Raw genomic sequence first — 21,595 nt, forward strand, 5'->3', positions numbered from 1 at the left:
GCTGCGAAGCGGAGGGGGAAACGATATGAGCACCGTTGCAAGTACCATACTTCAAAAGACACCGATCTTCGGCAAGATTTTCGCGGTCGACAAGAGTACCGGCCTGGAGGACATCAATGCCTGGCCATCGCTGATGATCATGGCATCCTTCATCTGGCTGGGTGTCGCCGGCCTGCTCGGCTTCGTCATGCCGGCCACGCAGATATTCGATCTCAACTCAGACTTGTTCTATACCAGTCTTACGCTCCACGGGGCAGCCCTCGCATTTCCGTTCTCATTCCAGCTCATGATGGGGGTCGGTTTGCATCGCTCGGGTGGCTGCGTCGGAAAGCCGATTACCGGATGGCTCGCCGCCATGGTGTTCTTCACCATGAACGTGGGGGCGGCCCTCTTTACGGTCGCCGTCCTGATGGGGCTGAAGGTCAGCATGGTCGTCATGTACCCACTGCCTATGGTTGGTGCAGAGATGGGGATGTGGAGCATGAGTTCGGTAGTGGTCGGCTTCACCGGCATTTATCTGATGCTCGCATGCATGATCTGGTTCTATCCGCTCATGCTTATCAAGATGCTGTTCTTCGGGCAGAAGCGGGAGGAGTTGATCTTGTCGGAGCGGAAGGTCAGCGATCCCGGTATGCTGGGTATGGCACTCGCCGCATTCATTTTGCTGGTATCCGGCCTGCCGCTGACGGTGACTGGTACGGCATTCATGCTTGGACTGTATAAAATCCTCCCCATGACCCTGGTGGGCTGGGCATTCGAGCCGGTGGTATTTCAGTACAGCTTTTATATCTTTGCTCATAATCTGATGGAAGCAATGGCGATTATGATCATTAGCGCGATCTACGCGACGCTGCCGTTGTACCTCGCCGACGGTTCGCGCAAGCTGTACAGCGACAAACTTGCCAATCTCGCACTCTGGCTTCTGTTCGTCACATCGGTCACTTCTTTCCTGCATCATTTCATCACCCTCGGTCCCAACCAACCGTCGATTTTGTCCTACTGGGGTAACCTGATGAGCTGGGCCACCGGCGTTGGCGCGGCGGTCAGCATCTTCACCATCTTTGCCACGATCTGGCAGCACGGCCTGAAGAGAGAGCCCGCCATCATCGCGGCGCTGGCCGGTTGGGCGCTGTATACCCTGGACGGCGCCAGTGCGATGGTGACGTCAAATATCGCCTGGCATTACCAGCTGCATGGAACGGTGTGGCAGACCGGCCATACCATGACGGTGATCGTGTCAATGTCCGTCGGCTGGCTGGGTATCCTGTATCACCACTACCCAGTGATGACCGGTCGCAGGCTCGACCCCGCGCTTGGTAACTGGTTCATCCGGCTATTCTTCGTCGGCGGTGTCGGCGCGGCGGTGACCATGCTGGCAGCCGGTGCGGCCGGGATGCCGAAGCGGTACGCCGACTGGAACCAGGAGGGGTGGATGCTCTACGGTAACCTCATCGTCGTCTTCGGGCTGATTCTGGGCGCATCATTGGTCGTCTATACGTACAACCTGATGAAATCCAGAGAGATCACGACGACGTCATTTGGTGGCGAGCAGACCACAGTACCCGCCTGAGTGGTGGTATCCCAAGGAAGCGTCCGCAGCAATGCGGACGCTTCGCGGGTTACGGGGCCCCCCGTATCCTGGATCGAAGCTGCATGCATAAGAGGGTCCTCATGCCTTGCAAGCTATGTGGACTGCCTACACCCCAGCCGCCACTGCGTGATGGTGAGCATGAATTCTGCTGCTTCGCATGTCGCGAGGTATATCGGCATTTCGGCGCTGGCATTTTTGCCGCAAGACAGGACGCCAGCCGCTCCACTGCCGCTACCCGACCGGGTCTGGATGCCTACCTGTGGATCGAGGGTATGCATTGTGCCTCCTGTGAGATCCTGACAGAGAAGATTGCCCTTGATACTCCCGGGATTCTGGCGGCGAGTACGAGTTACGCGACTTCGACGGCAAGGATCACCTACGATCCTCAGCAGATCCAGGAATCCGCTCTACCGTCACTTCTGAGCCGTTATGGTTATCGTGCACGACTGCGCAGCGAAGGCGCGCCCGAGTACGACGAAAGCCAGGACCTGCTGCGCCTGGTGAGCGGTGGCGGTCTGGCCGCTGCCGTGATGATGCTGTCATTGTTGTTCATCTACCCCATCCATGCCGGTTTCGCCGTCCATGCAGATTATGAGGCGATCCAGTGGCTGGCTTTCAAAATGGCGCCGCTGGCGCTGCTGGTCTTCACTTCGATCCTGGTCTTCTATGTTGCATTGCCGATATTGCGTGGTGCCTGGACGGGTATCCGTGTTGGCATGCTCAATATGGATTGCCTGCTCGCACTGTCCTTCTTGTCCGCCTACAGCTATAGCGTGGTGCAGCTGTTCTATGACCCGATAGATCTCTATTTCGAGGTGGCGGGTACGCTGATCGCAGTGATAACCGCGGGTCGATTTTTTGAGCGCCGTGTACGCCTGCGCGCGACGGAGACGCTCAATGCCATCATGGAGGCGTGGTCGCCGACGGCCCGGGTGTGTCGGGATGGTGAATATACAGTCTGCAACATCGATGAGCTCCAGCCCGGAGATCGCGTTGCCGTGCAACAGGGAGAGACCATACCCGTAGATGGTGTGGTCCGCAGTGGTCAGGGCGCTGTCTCGGAAGCATTGATGACCGGTGAGCCACTGCCGATCACGCGCAGTATCGGTGAGAAGGTCATTGGTGGTAGCGCGCTGCTCGAAGGTGATTTGGAGATCGAGATCGGGGCACAGGTGGAGAGCCGGATGGCGGATCTGGCGCATATCCTCTGGAATACACAAAGCTCCCGCACCGGCATGCAGGCACGTATCGATCGGCTGTCACGGGTGTTCGTCCCGATCGTATTGGTACTGGCGGCGCTGGTAGGACTCTTTTTCCACCTGAGTGGGGCACCAATGGAGAAGGCGTTGCTGGCAAGCCTGGCAACGCTCATCGTTTCCTGCCCGTGCACCTTTGGGCTGGCAATCCCGCTGACCACCGCGACGGCGATTGGTGCGGGCCTCCACAACGGCATCATCGTGACCAGTGCGGATCTGTTCGAGAAAGCACCGGACTTCGATGTGATCGCCATTGACAAGACGGGGACACTTTCCACTGGCGACATGTCCGTCGTGACAGTGATCGGTTCACCCGCAGTCGGCACGTACGCCGCAGCGGTGGAGCAGCACTCCAGCCACCCCGTTGCCAAGGCCATCGCACAACTGGATGCAAGTCCCGCCACCGCCAGCGACATCGAAATCCATCCCGGTCGTGGCGTGCTGGGCACACTGGATGGCCGGCGTGTGGCGGTAGGCAGCCGGGTCTTGTTTGCGACCCTGGGCTGGACGATTCCAGAGGCGCTTGCTACGCAAGTATCACAGGGCCTTCACGGCGAGGGCGTGGTGTCTTATGTGGGCTGGGATAACCGCGTTGAAGGCGCCATCGTAACGCGTGATCGCGCCCGCCCAAACTGGGAGCAGGTCGCAAAACGACTGCGCAGACACGGTCGGCTGGTGCTGTTGACGGGTGCTGAACGACCCAGCGGCTATCAGGCACATGTCGATGAAGTACACGCCGGTGTGCCTCCCGAGGCCAAAGCGGCGATCATCCGGCAGCTCAAAACAGCGGGGACCGTAGCGATGATCGGCGACGGCAGCAACGATGCGCCAGCCTTGGCAGAAGCGGACCTGGGTATCGCCTTCGGGGCACCTACGGCGCTGGCCGCCGAGGCAGCAGATATCGTCATCCCCGGAAAGCAGCTGGAGCGTGTGTTATACGCGATCGACTACATACGGGTTACCCGGACACGTATTCGACAAAGTCTCGGCTGGTCGCTTGCGTATAATGGTGTGGCGATCCCGCTCGCCATGATGGGTTATCTCACTCCTTTGGTAGCGGCTCTGTTGATGTCGGCCAGCAGTATCCTGGTGGTCATCAATGCCACCCGAGCGATGCCCGGTATTGACGGTGGTGCCGGTGGGGAGGGTGAAGATCAACCTGTCCCGGCCAATCTGACAAGCATTGGCTCTACCGCCTGATGGCCGGGAGTCCGTAGCGCGCGTAATGTCAGCTATTTCCCCGCAACATGAAATGTCATACTCGGAAGTTTTTGGAGTATGTCATAAAAGTCATCGAAGTATTCTGCAGTCAGGTCGTTACGAACAGCAAAGTCGAACAGGCGATCCCGGGCGAACAGGTAATCAGCCTGCATAGCCATCGTATAGTCCGAGATGGAATCTCCAATCACGATGCGTGTGCTGGCCGGGTGACGGATCAGAACGTCGGCCTTTTTCACGGCTTCTCCGGCATCGTTATGTGAGATGACGGCGCGCATGAAGGGGCTACTCAAGTCGACGTCCAGGGCATGTATACTGTGAATCAATGGGCGGTAGGGTGCCAATCGTTTCTCGATGGCGAAACGGAGGCCGCTCGATACGACGATAAACGCGATTTTGTTGGTCGATAGATACTCGAGGAATGCTTCGAATCCCGGGCGCAGCGGTTGCGCCGAGATCAAGGCGGTGATCCGTTCCACATCCGCCGTCCGCAGATGTGAGATCAGTTGCTCGAGGCCAACCCGGAGGCTGATATCTCCACGGCCGATGGCCGGACAGATAGTGGCGGCGACATCGGGAATGAACGTTTGAAATACGCGAAAGAAGGTATCTTGCTGCGTAATCGTTCCATCAAAATCACAGAAGACGATGGGCTTGTTCTGAAGGGGCATCGATAACCGATGAATTCTGGCTGGAGAATCAGCCCGATAGTGTAGGTATCGTCCAACGCGAAGGTCAAGCAAACTGATCGGAGGTTGTAAGCCCGGTTGTACGATAAGTATCCATCCCGCACCATCATTTCATCATAATGACCATCTTCCGGTCGCACCCCTCTGCCAGCACAGCGGCTATAGTATCCTCATGCCCGTCGACGACTTCTATCCTGATACAGGGGGCCGCGCCATGCCACCGAGCGACGACCGCCGGGATCACGCAGTCGAGGCTGGAATAATGATGCCCCCACCCCGTCCCCCAAACCCAAGGAGATGGCCATGAACATGAATATGACGTTGAGTATCGGCCCCCTGGTTGCGCTGATCGCGGGTATCCTCATTCTGCTCGTGCCGCGGCTGCTGAACTACATCGTTGCTATCTATCTGATTGTCATTGGTTTGCTCGGGCTGTTTGGTGCGGGCATGTTTCCTATGCAGTAATCCCGCCCGCTCCTTCGAGGCGTTGTTTGTGACCGGTATCGTGGGGTTGATGTATGGTGGCTTCACCTATACTAAGGGCACGATGCATGGATGGGAGTAATCCCTGTGTTATTGGCAGTATGGGAAACGATCAACGGAGAAGGCTATGGAAAGGTCATCTGAGGATGTCACACGGGAACAATTGATCGCCGATTTCAAAGCGGTGGTGGCAGATGCGGAAGCACTGCTGAAAGCGACCGTCAACCAGGGTGGCCAGGAGGTGGCCGAGGTGCGCGCCAAGGTGCAGGAATCCATCCAGGCGGCCAAAGCCAGGATGGTGGAAGAGCAGGCGGCGCTGTTGGCAAGGACCAGAGAGGCGGCCAGGGCCACCGATGACTATGTCCGCGAACATCCGTGGGGTGCCATTGGCATTGCAGCCGGTGTCGGTCTGCTGCTGGGTCTGCTCAGCGGTGGCCGACGTTAGTCGGCGCGCACTATGACAGAACAGGTACCCGGTGCCGGCAAGGGGCTGCTGGGGTCGCTGACGAGCCTTGCGGCCACGCTGGTCGGCATTGCGCATACGCGCCTCGAGCTGTTGTCCGTCGACCTCGAGGAACAACGGGCACAACTCCTCACGCAGCTGATCTTGGTGTTGGCGGCCCTGTTTCTCGTCGGCGTGGGCGTGGTGCTGGCAGCGATGCTGCTCGTGGTTACCTTCTGGGATACGCACCGCCTGCTGGTGTTGGGCCTGCTGACAGGGTTCTTCCTGGCGACCGGTCTGGCCGCAGCGGCTGTGGCGGTGTACAGGCTGCGTACCCAGCCGAGGCCCTTTGCGGCGAGTCTGTCCGAGTTGCACAAAGACCGGCAACAACTCGGGCTCAGGTCATGAGCGGGAATTCGGCCACGCTGGCAGAGCGGCGTGAACGGCTGGTTGCGCAGGCGGCGGCACAACGCCGGGCGCTGGTGCAGGACATCGAGCCGTGGCGCATCCCGCTGGCACTGGCCGATCAGGGGTTGACCGCGGTACGGAATATCCGGGCGCATCCCGAGTGGTTGATCGGCGTCGTGCTTGTGCTTGCCGTACTGCGACCCCGTCGCGTGGGGAGGTGGCTGGGACGCGGCTGGGTGTCGTGGCAGGTCATGCGCCGGCTGCGCAGCGGACATCGGTGAACGGCTGCTCCACTCCGGTCCAGCATCGCGCTGTGGCCACGCCGGATGAATCCCCGACCGGATAGATCCATGCCACCGCCCACTCCAATATCGACCACTGAGGCACGTCCCACCAGCCGCAACCTGCGGGTGCTCGCCCAGGTGCTCACCTTTCTGCGGCCGTACCGCGGACGCCTGGCGGCTGCCCTCACCGCCCTGCTGGTGGCCGCCGGCGCCGTGCTCGGCTTCGGTATGGTGCTGCAACAGGTGGTCGATCACGGCCTGAGCAGCGACTCGCCGGCGGCACTGAACCAGGCGCTGCTGCTGTTCCTGGTGGTCGTCACCGTGATGGCGGGTTCCGTCGCCGCCCGGGTGTACCTCGTCGCCTGGATGGGGGAACGCGTGGTGGCCGATATCCGCCGGGCCGTCTTCGACCAGGTACTGAAGCTCGAGCCGGCGTTCTTTGAGGTCACCCGTACCGGTGAAGTGATCTCACGTCTGACCACCGACACTGCCTTGTTGCAGGTCATGGTCGGTACCACCCTGGCCGTCGCCGTGCGCAACACACTGCTGGTCACGGGCGGGCTGGTGATGTTGACCGTCACCAGCCCGAAGCTGGCGCTGTTGGTGCTGTTCGGTGTGCCGGTAGTGGTCATTCCGGTCTGGTGGCTGGGTCACCGTGTGCGGCGGCTGTCACGCCAGAGTCAGGATCGCATCGCCGACATCGGTGCCTATATCGACGAGGTGCTGTACGGCATCCGTACTGTGCAGGCCTTCTGCCACGAGCGCATCGACAGCGAGCGCTATGCCGGCCGCGTCGAAGCCGCCTTCACCACCGCGGTCGCCCGCTCGCGCGTCAGCGCGCTGCTGAGCGGACTGGTGATGCTGTTGACCTTCGGGGCCATCAGTATCGTCCTGTGGGTCGGCGGTCATGATGTACTGGCCGGGCGCATCACCGGCGGCGAGCTGTCGGCCTTCGTCTTCTATGCCGTGCTGGTGGCCGGTTCGGTGGGTGCGCTGAGCGAGGTGGTGGGTGAGTTGCTGCGGGCCGCCGGTGCGACCGAGCGGTTACTGGAGTTGCTGGCGACCGAGCCGCAGATCCGGCCGCCGGCCATGCCGGTCGCGTTGCCCGAACCGGCCCGGGGTGAAGTGGAGTTCAATACGGTTGGCTTTCACTATCCCTCACGCCCGGACACCCCGGCCCTCGAATCCCTGTCGATACACCTGCAACCCGGTGAGAAGGTCGCGCTGGTCGGGCCCTCAGGGGCCGGCAAATCCACGGTATTGCAGCTGCTGCTGCGTTTCTATGACCCCGATAGTGGCACGATCCGCTTCGACGGCGTCGATCTGCAGCAGGTCGATCCGCGGGACCTGCGCCGGCGCATGGCGCTGGTCCCGCAGGACCCGGTCGTGTTCGGTGCCGACGCCTGGGAAAACATCCGCTACGGCCATGTGGGGGTCAGCGATGCCGAGGTACGCCGTGCCGCCGAGGCCGCCCATGCCACCGAGTTTCTCGACGCCCTGCCGGCCGGTTTCGATACCTTCCTCGGCGAGCGCGGCGTGCGTCTCTCGGGTGGGCAGCGTCAACGCATCGCCATTGCTCGCGCCATTCTGCGCAACCCGGTGCTGTTGCTGCTCGACGAGGCCACCAGCGCGCTCGATGCCGAAAGCGAGCGTCTGGTACAGGAGGCGCTGGAACAGCTGATGCAAGAGCGCACCACGCTGATTATCGCCCACCGGTTGGCCACAGTGCGCAAGGTCGATCGTATCCTGGTGATGGACCAGGGCCGGATCGTAGCCAGCGGTCGCCACGACGAACTGATGGCCGAGGATGGACTCTATGCACACCTGGCCACATTACAGTTTCGCGACGCGGGCACACCGCCGCACACGGCCGGGCAGGTGTCACCGATCCCAGCCTTCGGGGCCGCGCCTTGACCTGACCCGCAGGATAGACTCAACTGTCCGCAGGTTCGTCTCATACACTTGTGGCACTTACTTAAACCCCTTATGGCCACGGAAGCACACGGAACAACACGGAAAAAGCTCATTGTATAAAGCCCAGGTACCAAACCGTGGATGCTGATCCTGGGTCGGCATAATGAAAGAGCCTCTGATTAACCCGTCATTGCGAGCGAAGCGAAGCAATCTCCAAGTTATTGATCTGCCGTCGAAGGAGATTGCTTCGCTTCGCTCGCAATGACGGCACGACGGACTAATCAGAGGTTTCTGAATTTTTCCGTGTCATTCCGTGTGCTTCCGTGGCCATACCCACTATGATCAAAAAGAAAGGAGATTTCCCATGACTGACCACGTCTACAAGATGATCGAACTCGTCGGCTCGTCCACGAAGAGTTCGGATGATGCGATCGAGAACGCCATCGCCAAGGCCGCTGTGACCCTGCGCAACCTCGACTGGTTCGAGGTGCAGGAGACGCGCGGGCATATCGTGGAGGGTAAGGTTGGCTACTATCAGGTGCGGGTCAAGATCGGATTCCGGCTCGACTGAGCGTCGCAACACGGCGGCAGCGGGGGCGTGACCGGGTAGAGCGGTTGAGCCGGACAACGCTGAAATCGATGCGACACGGCCGAGTGCCACCCAGGAGATGAGGAATGTCGCGCACCCGCCTTGCAATCCCGCATCGCGTTGCCTAGGATCTTTTCCAGAACGGACGTCGGGTCGAGGGATCGACCGGTCCGTTCATAAGAACAAGTCGTGCGAACACCAGGAACAAGCCACACGACGGGAGCGCCATGCCCCATTCCGCCGATACGGAACGTCGGCCAGACACTGGATTATTGAGTCTCGCCATCATCGCCCGCGTGCACGGGCTGCCGGCCGATGCCGAGCAGTTGCGGCACCGCTTCGGTCCGCCGGGTGAGGCCTTCGGGACCGGTGAGATCCTGCGCGCGGCGCGGTATCTGGGGCTGCGGGCGCGGGAGGTCACGACAACGTTCGAGCGGCTGGCAAAGACGCCGCTGCCGGCGGTGGCGCGACACCAGGATGGGCATTACTTTGTGCTGGCCAGGGTCGACGGCGACAAGGCCCTGATCCAGGACCCGCTGGAATCGCGCCCGTTGGCCCTGCCGCAGGCACTCTTCGAGGCGGCCTGGTCCGGCACCCTGATCCTGCTGACGCGCCGGGCGGCGGTGGGGGATGCCGGCGCAAAGTTTGGCTTCAAGTGGTTCCTCCCGGCGCTCGTCAAATACCGCAGGCTCTTCGCCGAAGTCCTGATCGCATCCTTCTTCCTGCAGCTGTTCGCGCTGATCACGCCGCTGTTCTTCCAGGTCGTCATCGACAAGGTGCTGGTGCACAAGGGGCTGACGACGCTCGATGTGCTGGCCTTCGGGCTGCTCGTCGTCTCCTTGTTCGAGGTGGTGCTCGGCGGGCTGCGTACCTACCTGTTCGCGCACACCGCCAATCGCATCGACGTGCTGCTCGGTGCGAAGCTGTTCGGCCATCTGCTGGCCCTGCCGCTGGCCTATTTCGAGGCACGCCGGGTCGGTGACTCGGTGGCGCGCGTGCGCGAGCTGGAGACCGTGCGCGCTTTCATCACCGGCTCGGCACTGACCGTCGTCATCGACCTGCTGTTCACGGTCGTCTTCCTCGCGGTCATGTACTACTACAGTCCGCTGCTGACCTGGATCGTACTCGGCGCGATCCCCGGGTACGTGCTGCTGTCGGTGTGCGTTACGCCGATCCTGCGCGCCCGCGTGCACGAGAAGTTCAACCGCGGCGCGGAGAATCAGGCCTTCCTGGTGGAATCGGTCAGCGGCATCGAGACCCTCAAGGCGATGGCCGTCGAGCCGCAGATGCAGCGCCGCTGGGAGGAACAGCTGGCCGGCTACGTCCATGCCAGCTTCAAGGCCGGCAATCTCAACAATATCGCCAATCAGCTTGCCGGGTTCATCAACAAGGCGGTCGTGGTTCTGATCCTGTGGGTCGGTGCCCGCGCCGTGATCACGGGGCATTTGAGTGTCGGTCAGCTCATCGCCTTCAACATGCTCGCGGCGCGCGTCAGCGGGCCGGTGCTGCGGTTGGTGCAGTTGTGGCAGGACTTCCAGCAGGCCGGTGTCTCGGTGCAGCGCCTGGGCGATATCCTCGATACGCCGACCGAACCCGCCTGCAACCAGACCCGCAGCTCGTTGCCGCAGCTCGCCGGCCGGATCACCTTCGACCGTGTCACCTTCCGCTACCGGCCCGCTGGCGCCGAGGTGTTGCGCAACCTCACGCTGGAGATCCCGGCCGGGCAGGTCATCGGCATCGTCGGGCGCTCCGGTTCCGGTAAGAGCACGCTCGCCAAACTGGCCCAGCGCCTGTACGTCCCCGAGGCCGGACGGGTGCTGGTCGACGGCGTGGACCTCGCCATGGTGGATACCGCCTGGCTGCGCCACCGCGTCGGCGTGGTGTTGCAGGAAAACACGCTGTTCAACCGCTCGGTGCGCGACAACATCGCGCTCAGTGATCCCGGCCTGCCGATGGCGGCCATCGTGCAGGCCGCGACCCTGGCCGGTGCCCATGCGTTCATCCTGGAGATGCCGCAGGGCTACGATACCCTGGTCGGTGAGCACGGCGCGACGCTGTCCGGTGGTCAGCGCCAGCGGCTGGCCATCGCCCGCGCACTCGTCACCCAGCCGCGCGTGCTCATCCTGGACGAGGCCACCAGCGCGCTCGACTACGAGTCCGAGCGCATCCTTCAGCAGAATATGCGCGCGATCTGCCGGGGACGGACCGTGATCATCATCGCCCACCGCCTGTCCACGGTGCGCCATACCGATCGCATCGTGGTGCTCGAACACGGCCGGATCGTCGAGCAGGGTTGCCACGACGAGTTGGTGAAGCGGGCCGGACAGTATGCCCGCCTGTGGGCGCTGCAGTCGGGGGAGCCCGCCATGTCGGTGTCGGGCTGAACGTATGACACGGATCTTCACGACGCATGAGCTGGATTTCCTGCCCGCCGCCCTGGAGATCCAGGAGCGTCCGCCATCCCCGCTCGGCCGTGCGCTGCTGTGGGCGATCATGGCCTTCTTCCTGATCGCATTGGCCTGGTCGCTCGTGGGCCACGTCGATATCGTCGCCACTGCGCAGGGCAGGATCATCCCCAGCGGCCGCGTCAAGGTGATCCAACCTCTGGAAATCGCCAGCGTACGCGCCATCCACGTGAGCGAGGGGCAGAAGGTTGACCGGGGCGATGTCCTGATCGAGCTCGATCCCACCGTGAGCACGGCCGACCGCGACCGGCTGAGCAGCGAGTACCGGACCGCGGCACTCGATCATGCCCGGCTGGAGGCCCTGCTCCGGCGCCTCGAACGCCACGATGTCATCCAGCCTGAATCGGCCGATCCCCCGGGGTACTCCGACATCGACACCAGCCGCTGGCCCGACCTCGATCCGGCGGCGCTGGCCGTGCAGCGACAGCGGCTGAGCCTGCGCTGGACCGGGTTCATGACCCGCCTGGCGGCCCTGGATGCCGACCTCGATCAGCGCAACGCCGAACTGGCCGGCGTCGAGGCGCAGGTCGCCAAGTTGCAGCAGACCCTGCCGCTCATCACCCGGCGCGCCGGGGCCCTGCAAGGGCTGGCCGGCAAGAAGCTCGTCGCTGAAACTCAGTGGCTGGCGCTGGAACAGGAACGCATCGAGCAGCGGCAGGATCTGGAGAGCCACCGCCAACGCTGTATCGAACTGAATGCGGGCATTACCGCGGTCCGGCAGCAGCGCAAGCGCACGGTGGCAGAGTTCACCGGTGAGGTCTACGCCGAGCTGGCCGAGGCCGAACGCCAGGCGGCCGGGCTCGCACAGGAACTCATCAAGGCCGAACGGCGCACCGGCCGCCAGACCCTGACCGCACCCATCGCCGGCATCGTCCAGCAGTTGGCCGTACACACTGTCGGTGGCGTGGTCACGCCCGCGCAGGAGCTGCTCAGGATCGTCCCGCAGGAAGGCGATCTGGAGATCGAGGCCTGGGTATTGAACAAGGATATCGGCTTCGTTACGGAAGGCCAGCTCGCCGAGGTCAAGGTCGAGACCTTCCCCTTCACCCGCTATGGGACGCTGGATGCCGAGGTCGTGGATGTCTCCGGCGATGCCGTGACCGACGAGCACAAAGGCCTGATCTACGCGGCACACGTGCTGCTGCGGGATACGACCCTGCAGGTCGGTGACCGGCGGGTGAACCTGACACCGGGCATGGCGGTGACGGTGGAGCTGAAGACGGGAACGCGGCGGCTGATCGAGTTCGTATTGAGCCCGCTGCTGAAGTACCGGGACGAGGGGTTGAGGGAGCGGTAGCTCGATGGCTGGTGGTAATCGCGAAGCGACCGGCCGTTACATCGAATACGCGAGGCTGTGGAGCTGGGCCTCCACGACAACCATGGGCTATTCCAACCAGAGGACAGTGATGAAACAGATGATCGCAGTGCTGGCTTTTTCGATGGCGGTCGGTGTGGCGGCAGCCGCGACCTACGAGGAGACATTCACGCCGAAGGCGAACAAGGCCTACAGCGAGGACATCAATGTCTGGGTGTATACCTCGGAGTTCGCCGAGCGGTTCGGGATGCCGAAGGAGTGGGTCGATGATGAGCTCGAAGGGGCGTATGCGGTGGCGTTTCGGGTGGAGCACGTGTCTCGACGGTTGATGCTTCCTCACAAAGGCCCTGATGCATCGATGACAAGTAGAGATTGCATTATCGACATGTACGTACCATCGAGTACTTCAATTCCTTGGGTAGATGACGAACAGATGGGGCGAAAATACTACACACCCGATTCTCCGCAGTACTTGCGCCCTCAAAGTGCAGAGGATATTTCCTGGCACAGGCGGCCAATAGGTATCGAGAGCCCAGGAAAGAAGGCGCGCCGTCCGGTTACCAGGTTGGACGGGGGCACGTTGTTTATGCGCGAGTACGACCGGAGAATCTATCCAGAAGTAGCGTACATGTCGTTCAATATGGGTTGTATGGAGCCGCCGAAGCGGGCCGTCCTTGTGGAGTTTTGTGTGGACGAGCCTTGGGAAGGTAGGCGATGCCATGCCTCGCATGAGGTCCATGTTCCTGACAAATTCATGAAGAAGCTTCATGGGCAGTGGTATGACAAGACCGGCAGGGATGCCGCCAAACGATGGCGCGAGGCTATCGGAAGGTAACTGATCCAAACACCAGGGAAGGAGAACGGACATGGCAAGCACAGAGGATCTGGCGAAACTGAGTCTGGAGGTCTACGGTGGTGGCGTCCCCTATGGCTGGTCATTCCTGGGCGAGCCTACGGACGAGCAAAAGGCGACCGGGCTTTACGCAATTGCAGTCCAGAACGATCAAACCCAGGAAATCGTCATCGCCTACAGGGGTACGACGGTCACGGATACCGGAGATTTGGGCGCGGATATCGCCCTGACCGTAGGTGGCGACCATCCGCAGTTCGTCGCGGCACTCGAATTTGCGAACGTAATCAATCGAGCCTATGGAGAGGGGTACACCATCTCCGTCACCGGCCACTCCCTCGGCGGCGGCCTCGCGCAGCTGGCGGCGGACGTGTTCGGCTTCGGTGGCAGGACCTTCGATGGGCCCGGCATGGGGCAGTTGACGGAAGGGGTGGCGGCGGCACAGTTCGCGGCGTTTCTGTCGGCCAATGATCTGAGTTTCGGCAATGTACCCACGGATGCGGCCGTCTTCAGCAACCTGACCGTGTCCGGCAGTGCCATCTCCTCGGTTGGTACCCACATCGGGGCGACACCCGCGCCCGTCCAGGTCGGAAACGGCACCCTCAACGTTATCGAACTGATGGCCGCCTGGACCGTCTCGGGCGGTGTCGCGGTCCCGATGCTGCTGCTGGCCATGAACCAGCTCGACCGCCATGCCATGGCGAATATCTACGCCACGCTGCGTGACCAGAGCGAGCAGGGGCAGCTGCTCGACCGCATGCTGGAGCAATTCCTCGTCAACGGTGTGCAGGCCTACAGCGCACCGGGCCGGAACGTGTGGTCGTTCTTCGAGGGCCTGTTCGACGGTATCCCGCCCCTGACGCAGAACCAGACCCGGGCAGTGATCGCGGACATGGAGGTGTTGCTGGATACGCCGCTGTTCGACGCCGGGCACAGCGCTGCCCGGGCGGATCTCCTGCGGGCGCAGGACCGGCTGAAGATGGCCGTGCAGACCCTTACGGTCATGCCGCCACTGGATCTGGCGCAGTGGACGGAGGCGGGTGACGGGCCGCGATCGATGGCGTTCACGGTGACACTGAGCGACCCGTTGGTACTCAGTGAGCAGCATATCGTGGTCGGCTTCCCGGATATCGTCTTCAGCGGCAGCGGGGCGGTCCTCAACGGCGGCTTCACCGTCTCGGGTGTGGTGGCGCGCGACCGCGACGGCGATGACGTATTCGACCATTACGAGCTGATCATCCCGGCGGGACAGCGCTCCGCGGTCCTCACACTGACGGCACAGAGTGACGTGGACTTCGATGACGAGATCATCGGTCGTCTGCAGTTCACGCCGCTGCATCGTACCGACGCCGAGGGCGCGGTGACGCGCACCCTCGCGGGCCTGGTGATCGAGGACGCCGGGGCGCCCGACGAGGCCCATTACACGCAGACGATCGTGGGCGATCTGGCACCGGTGGACCACGACGCCGGCCAGCCGGGTGAGCAGACCCGCTATGACGACCTGGGCAATCTGGTCGTCGACCCGTCACGGCCGGCACCCGATCGCGCCGACACGCTCTACGACAGCGCCGGCGCCGATCATATCCTGGCAGGCGGCGGCGACGATGTGATCGATGCCCACCGCGGCGGCGATGACCGCATCGAGGCAGGTGCCGGGGACGATCTGGTGCGGGCCGCGGCCGGCAACGATCTCGTCAGCGCCGGTCCCGGCGCGGACATCGTGCTGGGCGGGACCGGGGAGGATCGGCTGTTCGCCGCGGACGAGACAGCGCTCGAGACCGCGGTGAGCGTCGGCGAAAGCCAGGTGGGTGGTGGTCAGCGCGGTGATTGGCTCGATGGCGGCGCCGGGGACGACATCCTGGTCGGGGATGCCGGCGACGATGTGCTTCTCGGCGGTGGCGGCGTGGACGTCCTCATCGCCGGCGGTGGCAACGACCAGGTACTGGGTGATGACGCTACGGTGTTCGTCAACCGGGATTGGATCATCACGCGCGAATCCACGCACAACGGGGCGGTGACCTATTACGGTCTCGCGTATGCGAATGCCGAGGTGACGCTGGCGGACGCGGGCGGCGCAGACCTGATTTTCGGCGGCGCGGGCGATGACTGGCTGTTCGGCCAGTCGGGCGACGATACCGTCGAGGGCGGCGTGGGTGATGATGTCCTTTTCGGTGGCGCGGGCAGTGACGTACTGCTCGGCCAGGACGGCGCGGATGTCCTCGTGGGTGATGGCATACAGGTACCCGTCGACCTGCAGGGCAACGATACCCTCAGCGGCGGTGCCGGTGACGACCGGCTGTACGGAGATGGCGGGAACGATCATCTGGCGGGCGGCCACGGGGTCGATCTGCTCATCGGCGGCGATGGTGACGACCTCCTCGACGGCGGTGACGGCGACGACGCCGCAGGAGTATCCGCGGACGGCACGCCGCTGGAGGGTGGATTGATCGGCGGCGCGGGGCATGACCTCCTGTACGGCGGTGCCGGCAACGATTGGCTCCACGGCGATGCGGGCGACATACCACTGCACACACACGGCGACGATGTGCTCTATGGCGAGGCCGGTGATGACATTCTGGTCGGCGGCGCCGGCAACGATGTGCTGGACGGCGGCAGCGGCGCGGACCGCCTGTACGGTGAGGCCGGCGATGATGTCCTGTGCGGCGGTGCGGGGGACGATCTGCTCACCGGCGGGGACGGCGCCGACGTGCTCGACGGGGGGGCCGGGCAGGACACGCTCTACGCGGACGACCTCGATACGATCGTGTGGCGGGCCGGTGACGGCAGCGACACCGTCTTCGGCACGGCTGCGCTGATCAGCCTGGAGGCGCTGCGGGCCGCCGATGTCGGTATCCGGCAGTCCAGCGGCAGCGGGGGCGACCAACGATTGGGGTTGGGCGTGGGCCCGGACCCGGACCAGGATCAGGACGCCCTCTGGATCGATAACGGGTTTCTCGCGGCGGGCAGCCGCTACCGCTTTGCGGACGGCACGCTGGATCATGCGCAGCTGATGCAGCGTGCGCCCGCCGTCGACCTGGCCGGCACCGTCGGTGCCGATATCATTTATGGCAGTGATCAGGCCGATGTCCTGCGCGGTTACGCGGCCGGCCTGGCGACGGTCGATAGCGGCGACGAACTCTATGGTCAGGCGGGCGACGACGTCATCGAAGGCGGTGCCGGCAACGACCGCCTCGACGGTGGTGCCGGTGCCGACATCCTGATCGGTGGCCGTGGCGATGACCTCTACGTCGTCGACCAGGTCGTGGACGCCGTCGTCGAACAGGCGGCGGAAGGCATCGATACCCTCGAGACGACGGTCAGTCTCGCCGCACCGGCCGAGGTCGAAAACATCGCGCTCATGGGAGACGCCGCGCTCGCGGCCGTGGGCAATGCACTGGACAACGGCCTGTTCGGCAATGCCGCCGCGAACACCCTGGATGGGCTGGCGGGTGATGACCTGCTGCTGGGGCGTGGCGGTGACGATGTCCTGTCCGGTGGGCCGGGCGCCGACCGGTTGTTCGGCGACGACGGTGCCGACCGGCTCGCGGGCGGTCCGGGAGACGATACCCTCCACGGTGGCCCGGGAGACGATCTCTTCGTCGCCGAGCTCGGCAGCGGGACCGATGTGATCATCGATCACGAAGGCGTCAATAGCGTCGAGTTCGGTGCCGGTATCGACGCCGACAGCCTCGTCGTCGGCCAGTATCAGGGTGACGATGGTGCCTATTATTTGCGCCTCGACTACGGCCATGCCGGGGATGCGCTCGTCATCCGACACGGCCTTGCCGGTGCGATCCCGACCTATCGTTTCGCGGACGGTTCGACCATTAGCCACGCCGAACTGGTGGGACCGGCGGCCGTGCCGTTCCTGATCGAGGGCACGGCACGCGACGATGTGATCCACGGCAGCGGCACGGACGATCGCATCGACGGTGGTGCAGGCGACGATTACATCGACGGTGCCGCGGGCGACGACACGCTGAGCGGCGGGCGGGGCGCGGACTATCTGCACGGCGGCACCGGCGATGACGTGCTGGATGGCGGTCCCGGCGACGACACCCTGTCCGGCGGTGTCGGCGCAGACCGTTATATGCTGCACTGGGGCATGGGCTTCGATCTGATCATCGAGGACGGCGCCGATCCGGGCACACTCGAGCTCGGGCCCGGCATCCGGTTCAATGACCTGGACATCTGGCGTGATGGGGATGATCTGCGGGTCCGCTTCAAGGGTGGGACGGACGGTGTGCGCATCCGTGATTATGCCGCCGCACCGGCGCACTGGCAGATCCGGAACGCCGCCGGCGACGGGCAGGCGCTGGCGGGGCTGGTCGCACCGCTGCCACCCGGCACCCGGCCCGTCGACATCGATGGGATGGTCGCGGCCTATCAGGATCGGCTGCGGGCAATCCTCATGGATACGGCGACGCCACCCGGCTACTCTGCCGGCTACCACCTCGATGCAGACGGTATCCTGCGCCGGACGACCTCCAGCATCGGCACTCAGCAGAGCACCACGCAGCACTACAGCACCACACTCTCGTTCGTACCCGTCACCGTCGAGGGGACGGCCTATGTGCAGACGAGCGCAACGTATGTACGGCAGAGCGCGCTGGTGAGCGAGTCCACCACGCGCGTCGGCAGCTACGACAGCCAGCCTGGCGGCGTCGCCCTGGCCACCGGTTACGGTGGCGGATCACGGCAGTTTTTTGCGACGGGCGCGTACTCGGGATTCTCGGTACCGCCCGGCTCCACGGTCCTGACCGCCTACGGCAGCAGCACGAACTCGGATGATGGACAGGGACTGCTGGTTTCGGACCGGTACGCGGTCGACGACCCCAGGACGGTACTCGGCCACTGGGTCTACAATGACGGCGCGCAGCCGGCCGGCATCGCGACGCGCACGCTGACACACCGCGTCTATCAGTATGACGACACCCTCCGGGTCGAGGCAGTCACCGGCAGCAGCGAGGACGACACGATCGAGGTCCGTGGCTACGCGATCGTGGATGGCGGCGCCGGCGATGACGTGATATCGGCCAGCTATCCTGGGACCTACGCAGGACCGTCGTATTACAGCAACTATCGATGGGAATACCTCTACGGGCGTGATTACCAGAGCACCTTCGATCCGAACAACCTTGGTGCGCTGCTCTACGGCAATGCGGGTGACGATACCGTGCGCGGAGGGGCGGCCAACGATGTGCTGATCGGCGGTGGCGGAGACGATATTCTGGACGGTGGCATGGGTGCGGATGTCTATATCATGCGCCGTGGCGATCGCGGCTGGGATGTCGTGATGGACACCGGCAGTCTGTCGATGCGGAGCGGTGAGGTCGGTCCGCCGACGTCGCCCTACTCGGACTGGTATTACCGATCCATCGGATTGCCCGAGTATTGGCGGCTCTCCCCGGATCAGGCCCTGGCGCCGTTGCCCGCGATCCAACCCAATGACTACCACGCCCTGGCGGCGCTCATCGACGCCGAGGTCATCGAAGTGGATACCGTGGAGTTCGCCACCGGGATTGCGCTTGCCGATCTCAGCCTGTCCTGGGGTGTCTACACGCCCGCGACGCCGGTGTATGCGGGGCATGGCGGGTTCCAGGGCGGTCTGCCGTACACGACGCTCGACATCGCCTGGGCGCCGGGCGAAGGCGTGCGCGTGGTCATCCCGCACTCGGTGACGCCCGAGGCGGGGTCCGAAGATCCCGGGGAGCCGCCCGTAAATCGTCTCTACGCCGAGGATGCCCGCACCGATCACCGTCTGGGTCTTGGCATCGAACGGTTCCGCTTCGCCGACGGCACGCTGTTGTCCCTGCGCGATCTGCTGGCACTGGCGCCACCGCCACCGACCTTCGATCCGCAGCGTGCTGGCCTGACGTTGGACGGGACGGACACCGACAACCAACTGGTGGGCACGCCGGGTGCCGATCAGTTGAATGGCCTGGCCGGCAGCGATGTGCTCTATGGCGGGGCCGGGGACGACCGGCTCGCGGGCGGGGCCGGCGACGACGTGATCTTCGGTATGGATGGCGACGACATCCTCGAAGGCGGTACCGGCAACGATACCCTGAATACCGGCCACGGCAATGACACAGCTTATGGCGGCGCGGGTAACGATACCCTCATCGGTGGTGACAACGCCGCGGGCACATGGTCCTGGGAGTCGCTGTACGGAGAGGACGGCGATGACCTGCTCCGCGCCGGCGGCAAGTTCGCCTGGGTCTACGGCGGGAGCGGCAATGATGAACTGCACGGCGGTGCCGGTTTCAGCATTCTCGCAGGCGAGGACGGCGACGACACGTTGATCGCGGGTACGGGTTATACGCAGCTCAACGGCGGCGCCGGGGCGGACCGCATGGTCGGCAACGCGCTGGACAACACCTACTGGGTCGACGAGATCGGCGATGTCATCGTCGAGGTTGCCGCTGGTGGCGTCGACACGGTCATCAGCAGCATCTCCTATGTGCTGGCACCCGGGCTTGAGAACCTCCATCTGACCGGGGCGGAGGCGATCTCGGGAACCGGCAACGATGGCGACAATTATCTCGATGGTGCCCTGAACGTGGCGGGCAATGTACTCGCCGGTGGCCGCGGAGACGACCGCTACCATATCGATGCCGGCGACACCATCGTCGAGGCGGCCGGTGCGGGCATCGATACGGTGTATGCAGGGTTCAGCTACACCCTCGGGGAAAACCTCGAAGCGCTGCAACTGGTCGGCGGTGCCGCCGTCGACGGCCGGGGCAACGGCCTGGACAATCGACTCACCGGCAACCACGCCAACAACCGGCTCGCCGGCGAGGCCGGCGACGACGAACTCAACGGTGGCTATGGCAACGACATCCTGGACGGCGGTTCGGGTGCGGATCGGATGCTGGGTGGCCACGGCAACGATGTCTACCGGGTGGACAACGCCGCGGATCACGTTACCGAGCTGCCGGGTCAGGGCACGGACACGGTCAACAGTTCCGTGAGTTATACCCTGACGGCCAACGTGGAGCGGCTGCGGTTGACGGGTACCGCGGCCATCGACGGGACCGGCAACGCGCACCCCAATATCATCACCGGCAACGCTGCCGCGAACGTACTGACCGGTGCGGCCGGCAACGACACCCTGCGCGGGCTCGCCGGCGACGACACGCTGTACGGCGATGCCGGGAATGATCTGCTGGAGGCGGGGGCGGGCAACGATGTGCTCTACGGCGGTGCGGGGGACGATACGCTCAGGGCCGATACCGGCACAGCGGACCCCGCGGACTGGGATGTCCTGTACGGTGGGACCGGCAACGACACCCTGACGAGCGGGGCCGGCAGTGCCTTGCTGTGGGGCGGTAGCGGCGACGACACCCTGGTTGGCGGGGCCGGGTACAACCTGCTGTTCGGCGACACCGGTGACGACGTGCTCGTGGGCGGTGCAGGCACCTTCGTGCTCTACGGCGGTGCCGGCAACGACCGCATCACCGGGGGCGTGGCCGCCGAGATGCTCAGCGGTGGCGACGGCGATGACGTCCTGCGGGGTGGCGCGGGCACGGATCTGCTGAGTGGCGGCGCGGGCAGCGACCGCTACCACTTCGGCCGTGGCGATGGCCAGGACTGGATTGCCGATTATGACCCGTGGGATTCAGACCCCGGCAACCAGAGTCCCGGCATGGACAGCGTGCAGTTGGATGCCGGCATCGCGCACGACCAGCTCTGGTTCGCGCGCGCCGGCGACGACCTGCAGGTGGCGATCATCGGCACCGACGACCACTTCCAGGTACAGGGCTGGTATCTCAGTGCGGCGCATCGGATCGATGCAGTCCACGCCGGGGATGGCTATCGGTTGCTGAAAGATCAGGTGGATCAGCTGGTCCAGGCCATGGCGGCGTTCGCGCCGCCGGCCAGTGGCGAGTTCGACCTGCCCGAGGCCTATCGCACCGAGTTGGAGCCCGTGATCGCGGCGAACTGGCAGGCCGCCTGAAGACCTCTGGGGTGGTGATGAAGGCATGGTCGATCGGGTATCGATGGGGTCTGGGTCTGATGGTATTTATATAACCCCTTTTTTGGCCACGGAAGCACACGGAATAACACGGAAAAAGGCGTATTGCATAA

13 protein-coding genes are annotated in these 21,595 nt (G+C 63.7%); 12 read left to right on the plus strand and 1 reads right to left on the minus strand.

Annotated features, from left to right (window positions below):
• Positions 1-25 precede the first annotated feature (25 nt).
• Complete coding sequence (locus tag K8I04_10105) at positions 26-1,570, plus strand: cbb3-type cytochrome c oxidase subunit I (GenBank protein ID MBZ0072064.1); 1,545 nt, start codon at positions 26-28, stop codon at positions 1,568-1,570.
• 83 nt (positions 1,571-1,653) lie between these two features.
• On the plus strand, positions 1,654-4,047 hold the full coding sequence (locus K8I04_10110; protein MBZ0072065.1) for a cation-translocating P-type ATPase: 2,394 nt from the start codon (positions 1,654-1,656) through the stop codon (positions 4,045-4,047).
• A gap of 32 nt (positions 4,048-4,079) precedes the next feature.
• On the opposite strand, the gene K8I04_10115 is transcribed toward K8I04_10110, so the two are convergent.
• Positions 4,080-4,736: a haloacid dehalogenase-like hydrolase gene (locus K8I04_10115; protein MBZ0072066.1), complete on the minus strand. Its 657-nt coding sequence runs from the start codon at positions 4,734-4,736 to the stop codon at positions 4,080-4,082.
• A 327-nt stretch (positions 4,737-5,063) separates the two neighbouring features.
• Here K8I04_10115 and K8I04_10120 point away from each other — a divergent pair, with 327 nt between their 5' ends.
• The 10 genes from K8I04_10120 (at position 5,064) to K8I04_10165 (ending at position 21,464) form a co-directional block, all read left to right on the plus strand.
• Positions 5,064-5,219, plus strand: coding sequence for a DUF3096 domain-containing protein (locus K8I04_10120; GenBank protein MBZ0072067.1), 156 nt, complete (start codon positions 5,064-5,066; stop codon positions 5,217-5,219).
• 145 nt (positions 5,220-5,364) lie between these two features.
• A complete protein-coding gene (locus K8I04_10125) occupies positions 5,365-5,682 on the plus strand; it encodes a DUF883 family protein (protein ID MBZ0072068.1) in 318 nt (105 codons plus the stop codon).
• A gap of 12 nt (positions 5,683-5,694) precedes the next feature.
• Positions 5,695-6,087 (plus strand): phage holin family protein, encoded by a 393-nt coding sequence (locus K8I04_10130; protein MBZ0072069.1) that lies wholly within the window; start codon positions 5,695-5,697, stop codon positions 6,085-6,087.
• Positions 6,084-6,368, plus strand: a complete 285-nt coding sequence (locus tag K8I04_10135) for a YqjK-like family protein (GenBank protein ID MBZ0072070.1) — start codon at positions 6,084-6,086, stop codon at positions 6,366-6,368. The genes K8I04_10130 and K8I04_10135 overlap by 4 nt, the downstream gene beginning before the upstream one ends.
• A gap of 69 nt (positions 6,369-6,437) precedes the next feature.
• Entirely contained in the window at positions 6,438-8,285 is a 1,848-nt protein-coding gene (locus tag K8I04_10140; GenBank protein MBZ0072071.1) for an ATP-binding cassette domain-containing protein, read from the plus strand.
• Between the two features lie 364 nt (positions 8,286-8,649).
• Positions 8,650-8,856: a dodecin family protein gene (locus K8I04_10145; protein ID MBZ0072072.1), complete on the plus strand. Its 207-nt coding sequence runs from the start codon at positions 8,650-8,652 to the stop codon at positions 8,854-8,856.
• 245 nt (positions 8,857-9,101) lie between these two features.
• The gene (locus K8I04_10150) at positions 9,102-11,258 is read left to right on the plus strand and encodes a type I secretion system permease/ATPase (protein ID MBZ0072073.1); all 2,157 of its coding nucleotides are present in this window, start codon (positions 9,102-9,104) and stop codon (positions 11,256-11,258) included.
• 4 nt (positions 11,259-11,262) lie between these two features.
• The gene (locus tag K8I04_10155) at positions 11,263-12,636 is read left to right on the plus strand and encodes an HlyD family type I secretion periplasmic adaptor subunit (protein MBZ0072074.1); all 1,374 of its coding nucleotides are present in this window, start codon (positions 11,263-11,265) and stop codon (positions 12,634-12,636) included.
• A 4-nt stretch (positions 12,637-12,640) separates the two neighbouring features.
• Entirely contained in the window at positions 12,641-13,489 is an 849-nt protein-coding gene (locus tag K8I04_10160; protein MBZ0072075.1) for a hypothetical protein, read from the plus strand.
• Between the two features lie 31 nt (positions 13,490-13,520).
• Positions 13,521-21,464: a hypothetical protein gene (locus K8I04_10165; GenBank protein MBZ0072076.1), complete on the plus strand. Its 7,944-nt coding sequence runs from the start codon at positions 13,521-13,523 to the stop codon at positions 21,462-21,464.
• Positions 21,465-21,595: the final 131 nt, after the last annotated feature.

The organism is Gammaproteobacteria bacterium (assembly GCA_019911805.1).
Lineage (GTDB): Bacteria > Pseudomonadota > Gammaproteobacteria > Thiohalobacterales > Thiohalobacteraceae > JAHJQQ01.

Coding starts and splice junctions, on each gene's coding strand:
- K8I04_10105 (MBZ0072064.1), top strand. CDS start 26: ATGAGCACCGTTGCAAGTACCATACTTCAAAAGACACCGATCTTCGGC.
- K8I04_10110 (MBZ0072065.1), top strand. CDS start 1,654: ATGCATAAGAGGGTCCTCATGCCTTGCAAGCTATGTGGACTGCCTACA.
- K8I04_10115 (MBZ0072066.1), bottom strand. CDS start 4,736: ATGCCCCTTCAGAACAAGCCCATCGTCTTCTGTGATTTTGATGGAACG.
- K8I04_10120 (MBZ0072067.1), top strand. CDS start 5,064: ATGAATATGACGTTGAGTATCGGCCCCCTGGTTGCGCTGATCGCGGGT.
- K8I04_10125 (MBZ0072068.1), top strand. CDS start 5,365: ATGGAAAGGTCATCTGAGGATGTCACACGGGAACAATTGATCGCCGAT.
- K8I04_10130 (MBZ0072069.1), top strand. CDS start 5,695: ATGACAGAACAGGTACCCGGTGCCGGCAAGGGGCTGCTGGGGTCGCTG.
- K8I04_10135 (MBZ0072070.1), top strand. CDS start 6,084: ATGAGCGGGAATTCGGCCACGCTGGCAGAGCGGCGTGAACGGCTGGTT.
- K8I04_10140 (MBZ0072071.1), top strand. CDS start 6,438: ATGCCACCGCCCACTCCAATATCGACCACTGAGGCACGTCCCACCAGC.
- K8I04_10145 (MBZ0072072.1), top strand. CDS start 8,650: ATGACTGACCACGTCTACAAGATGATCGAACTCGTCGGCTCGTCCACG.
- K8I04_10150 (MBZ0072073.1), top strand. CDS start 9,102: ATGCCCCATTCCGCCGATACGGAACGTCGGCCAGACACTGGATTATTG.
- K8I04_10155 (MBZ0072074.1), top strand. CDS start 11,263: ATGACACGGATCTTCACGACGCATGAGCTGGATTTCCTGCCCGCCGCC.
- K8I04_10160 (MBZ0072075.1), top strand. CDS start 12,641: ATGGCTGGTGGTAATCGCGAAGCGACCGGCCGTTACATCGAATACGCG.
- K8I04_10165 (MBZ0072076.1), top strand. CDS start 13,521: ATGGCAAGCACAGAGGATCTGGCGAAACTGAGTCTGGAGGTCTACGGT.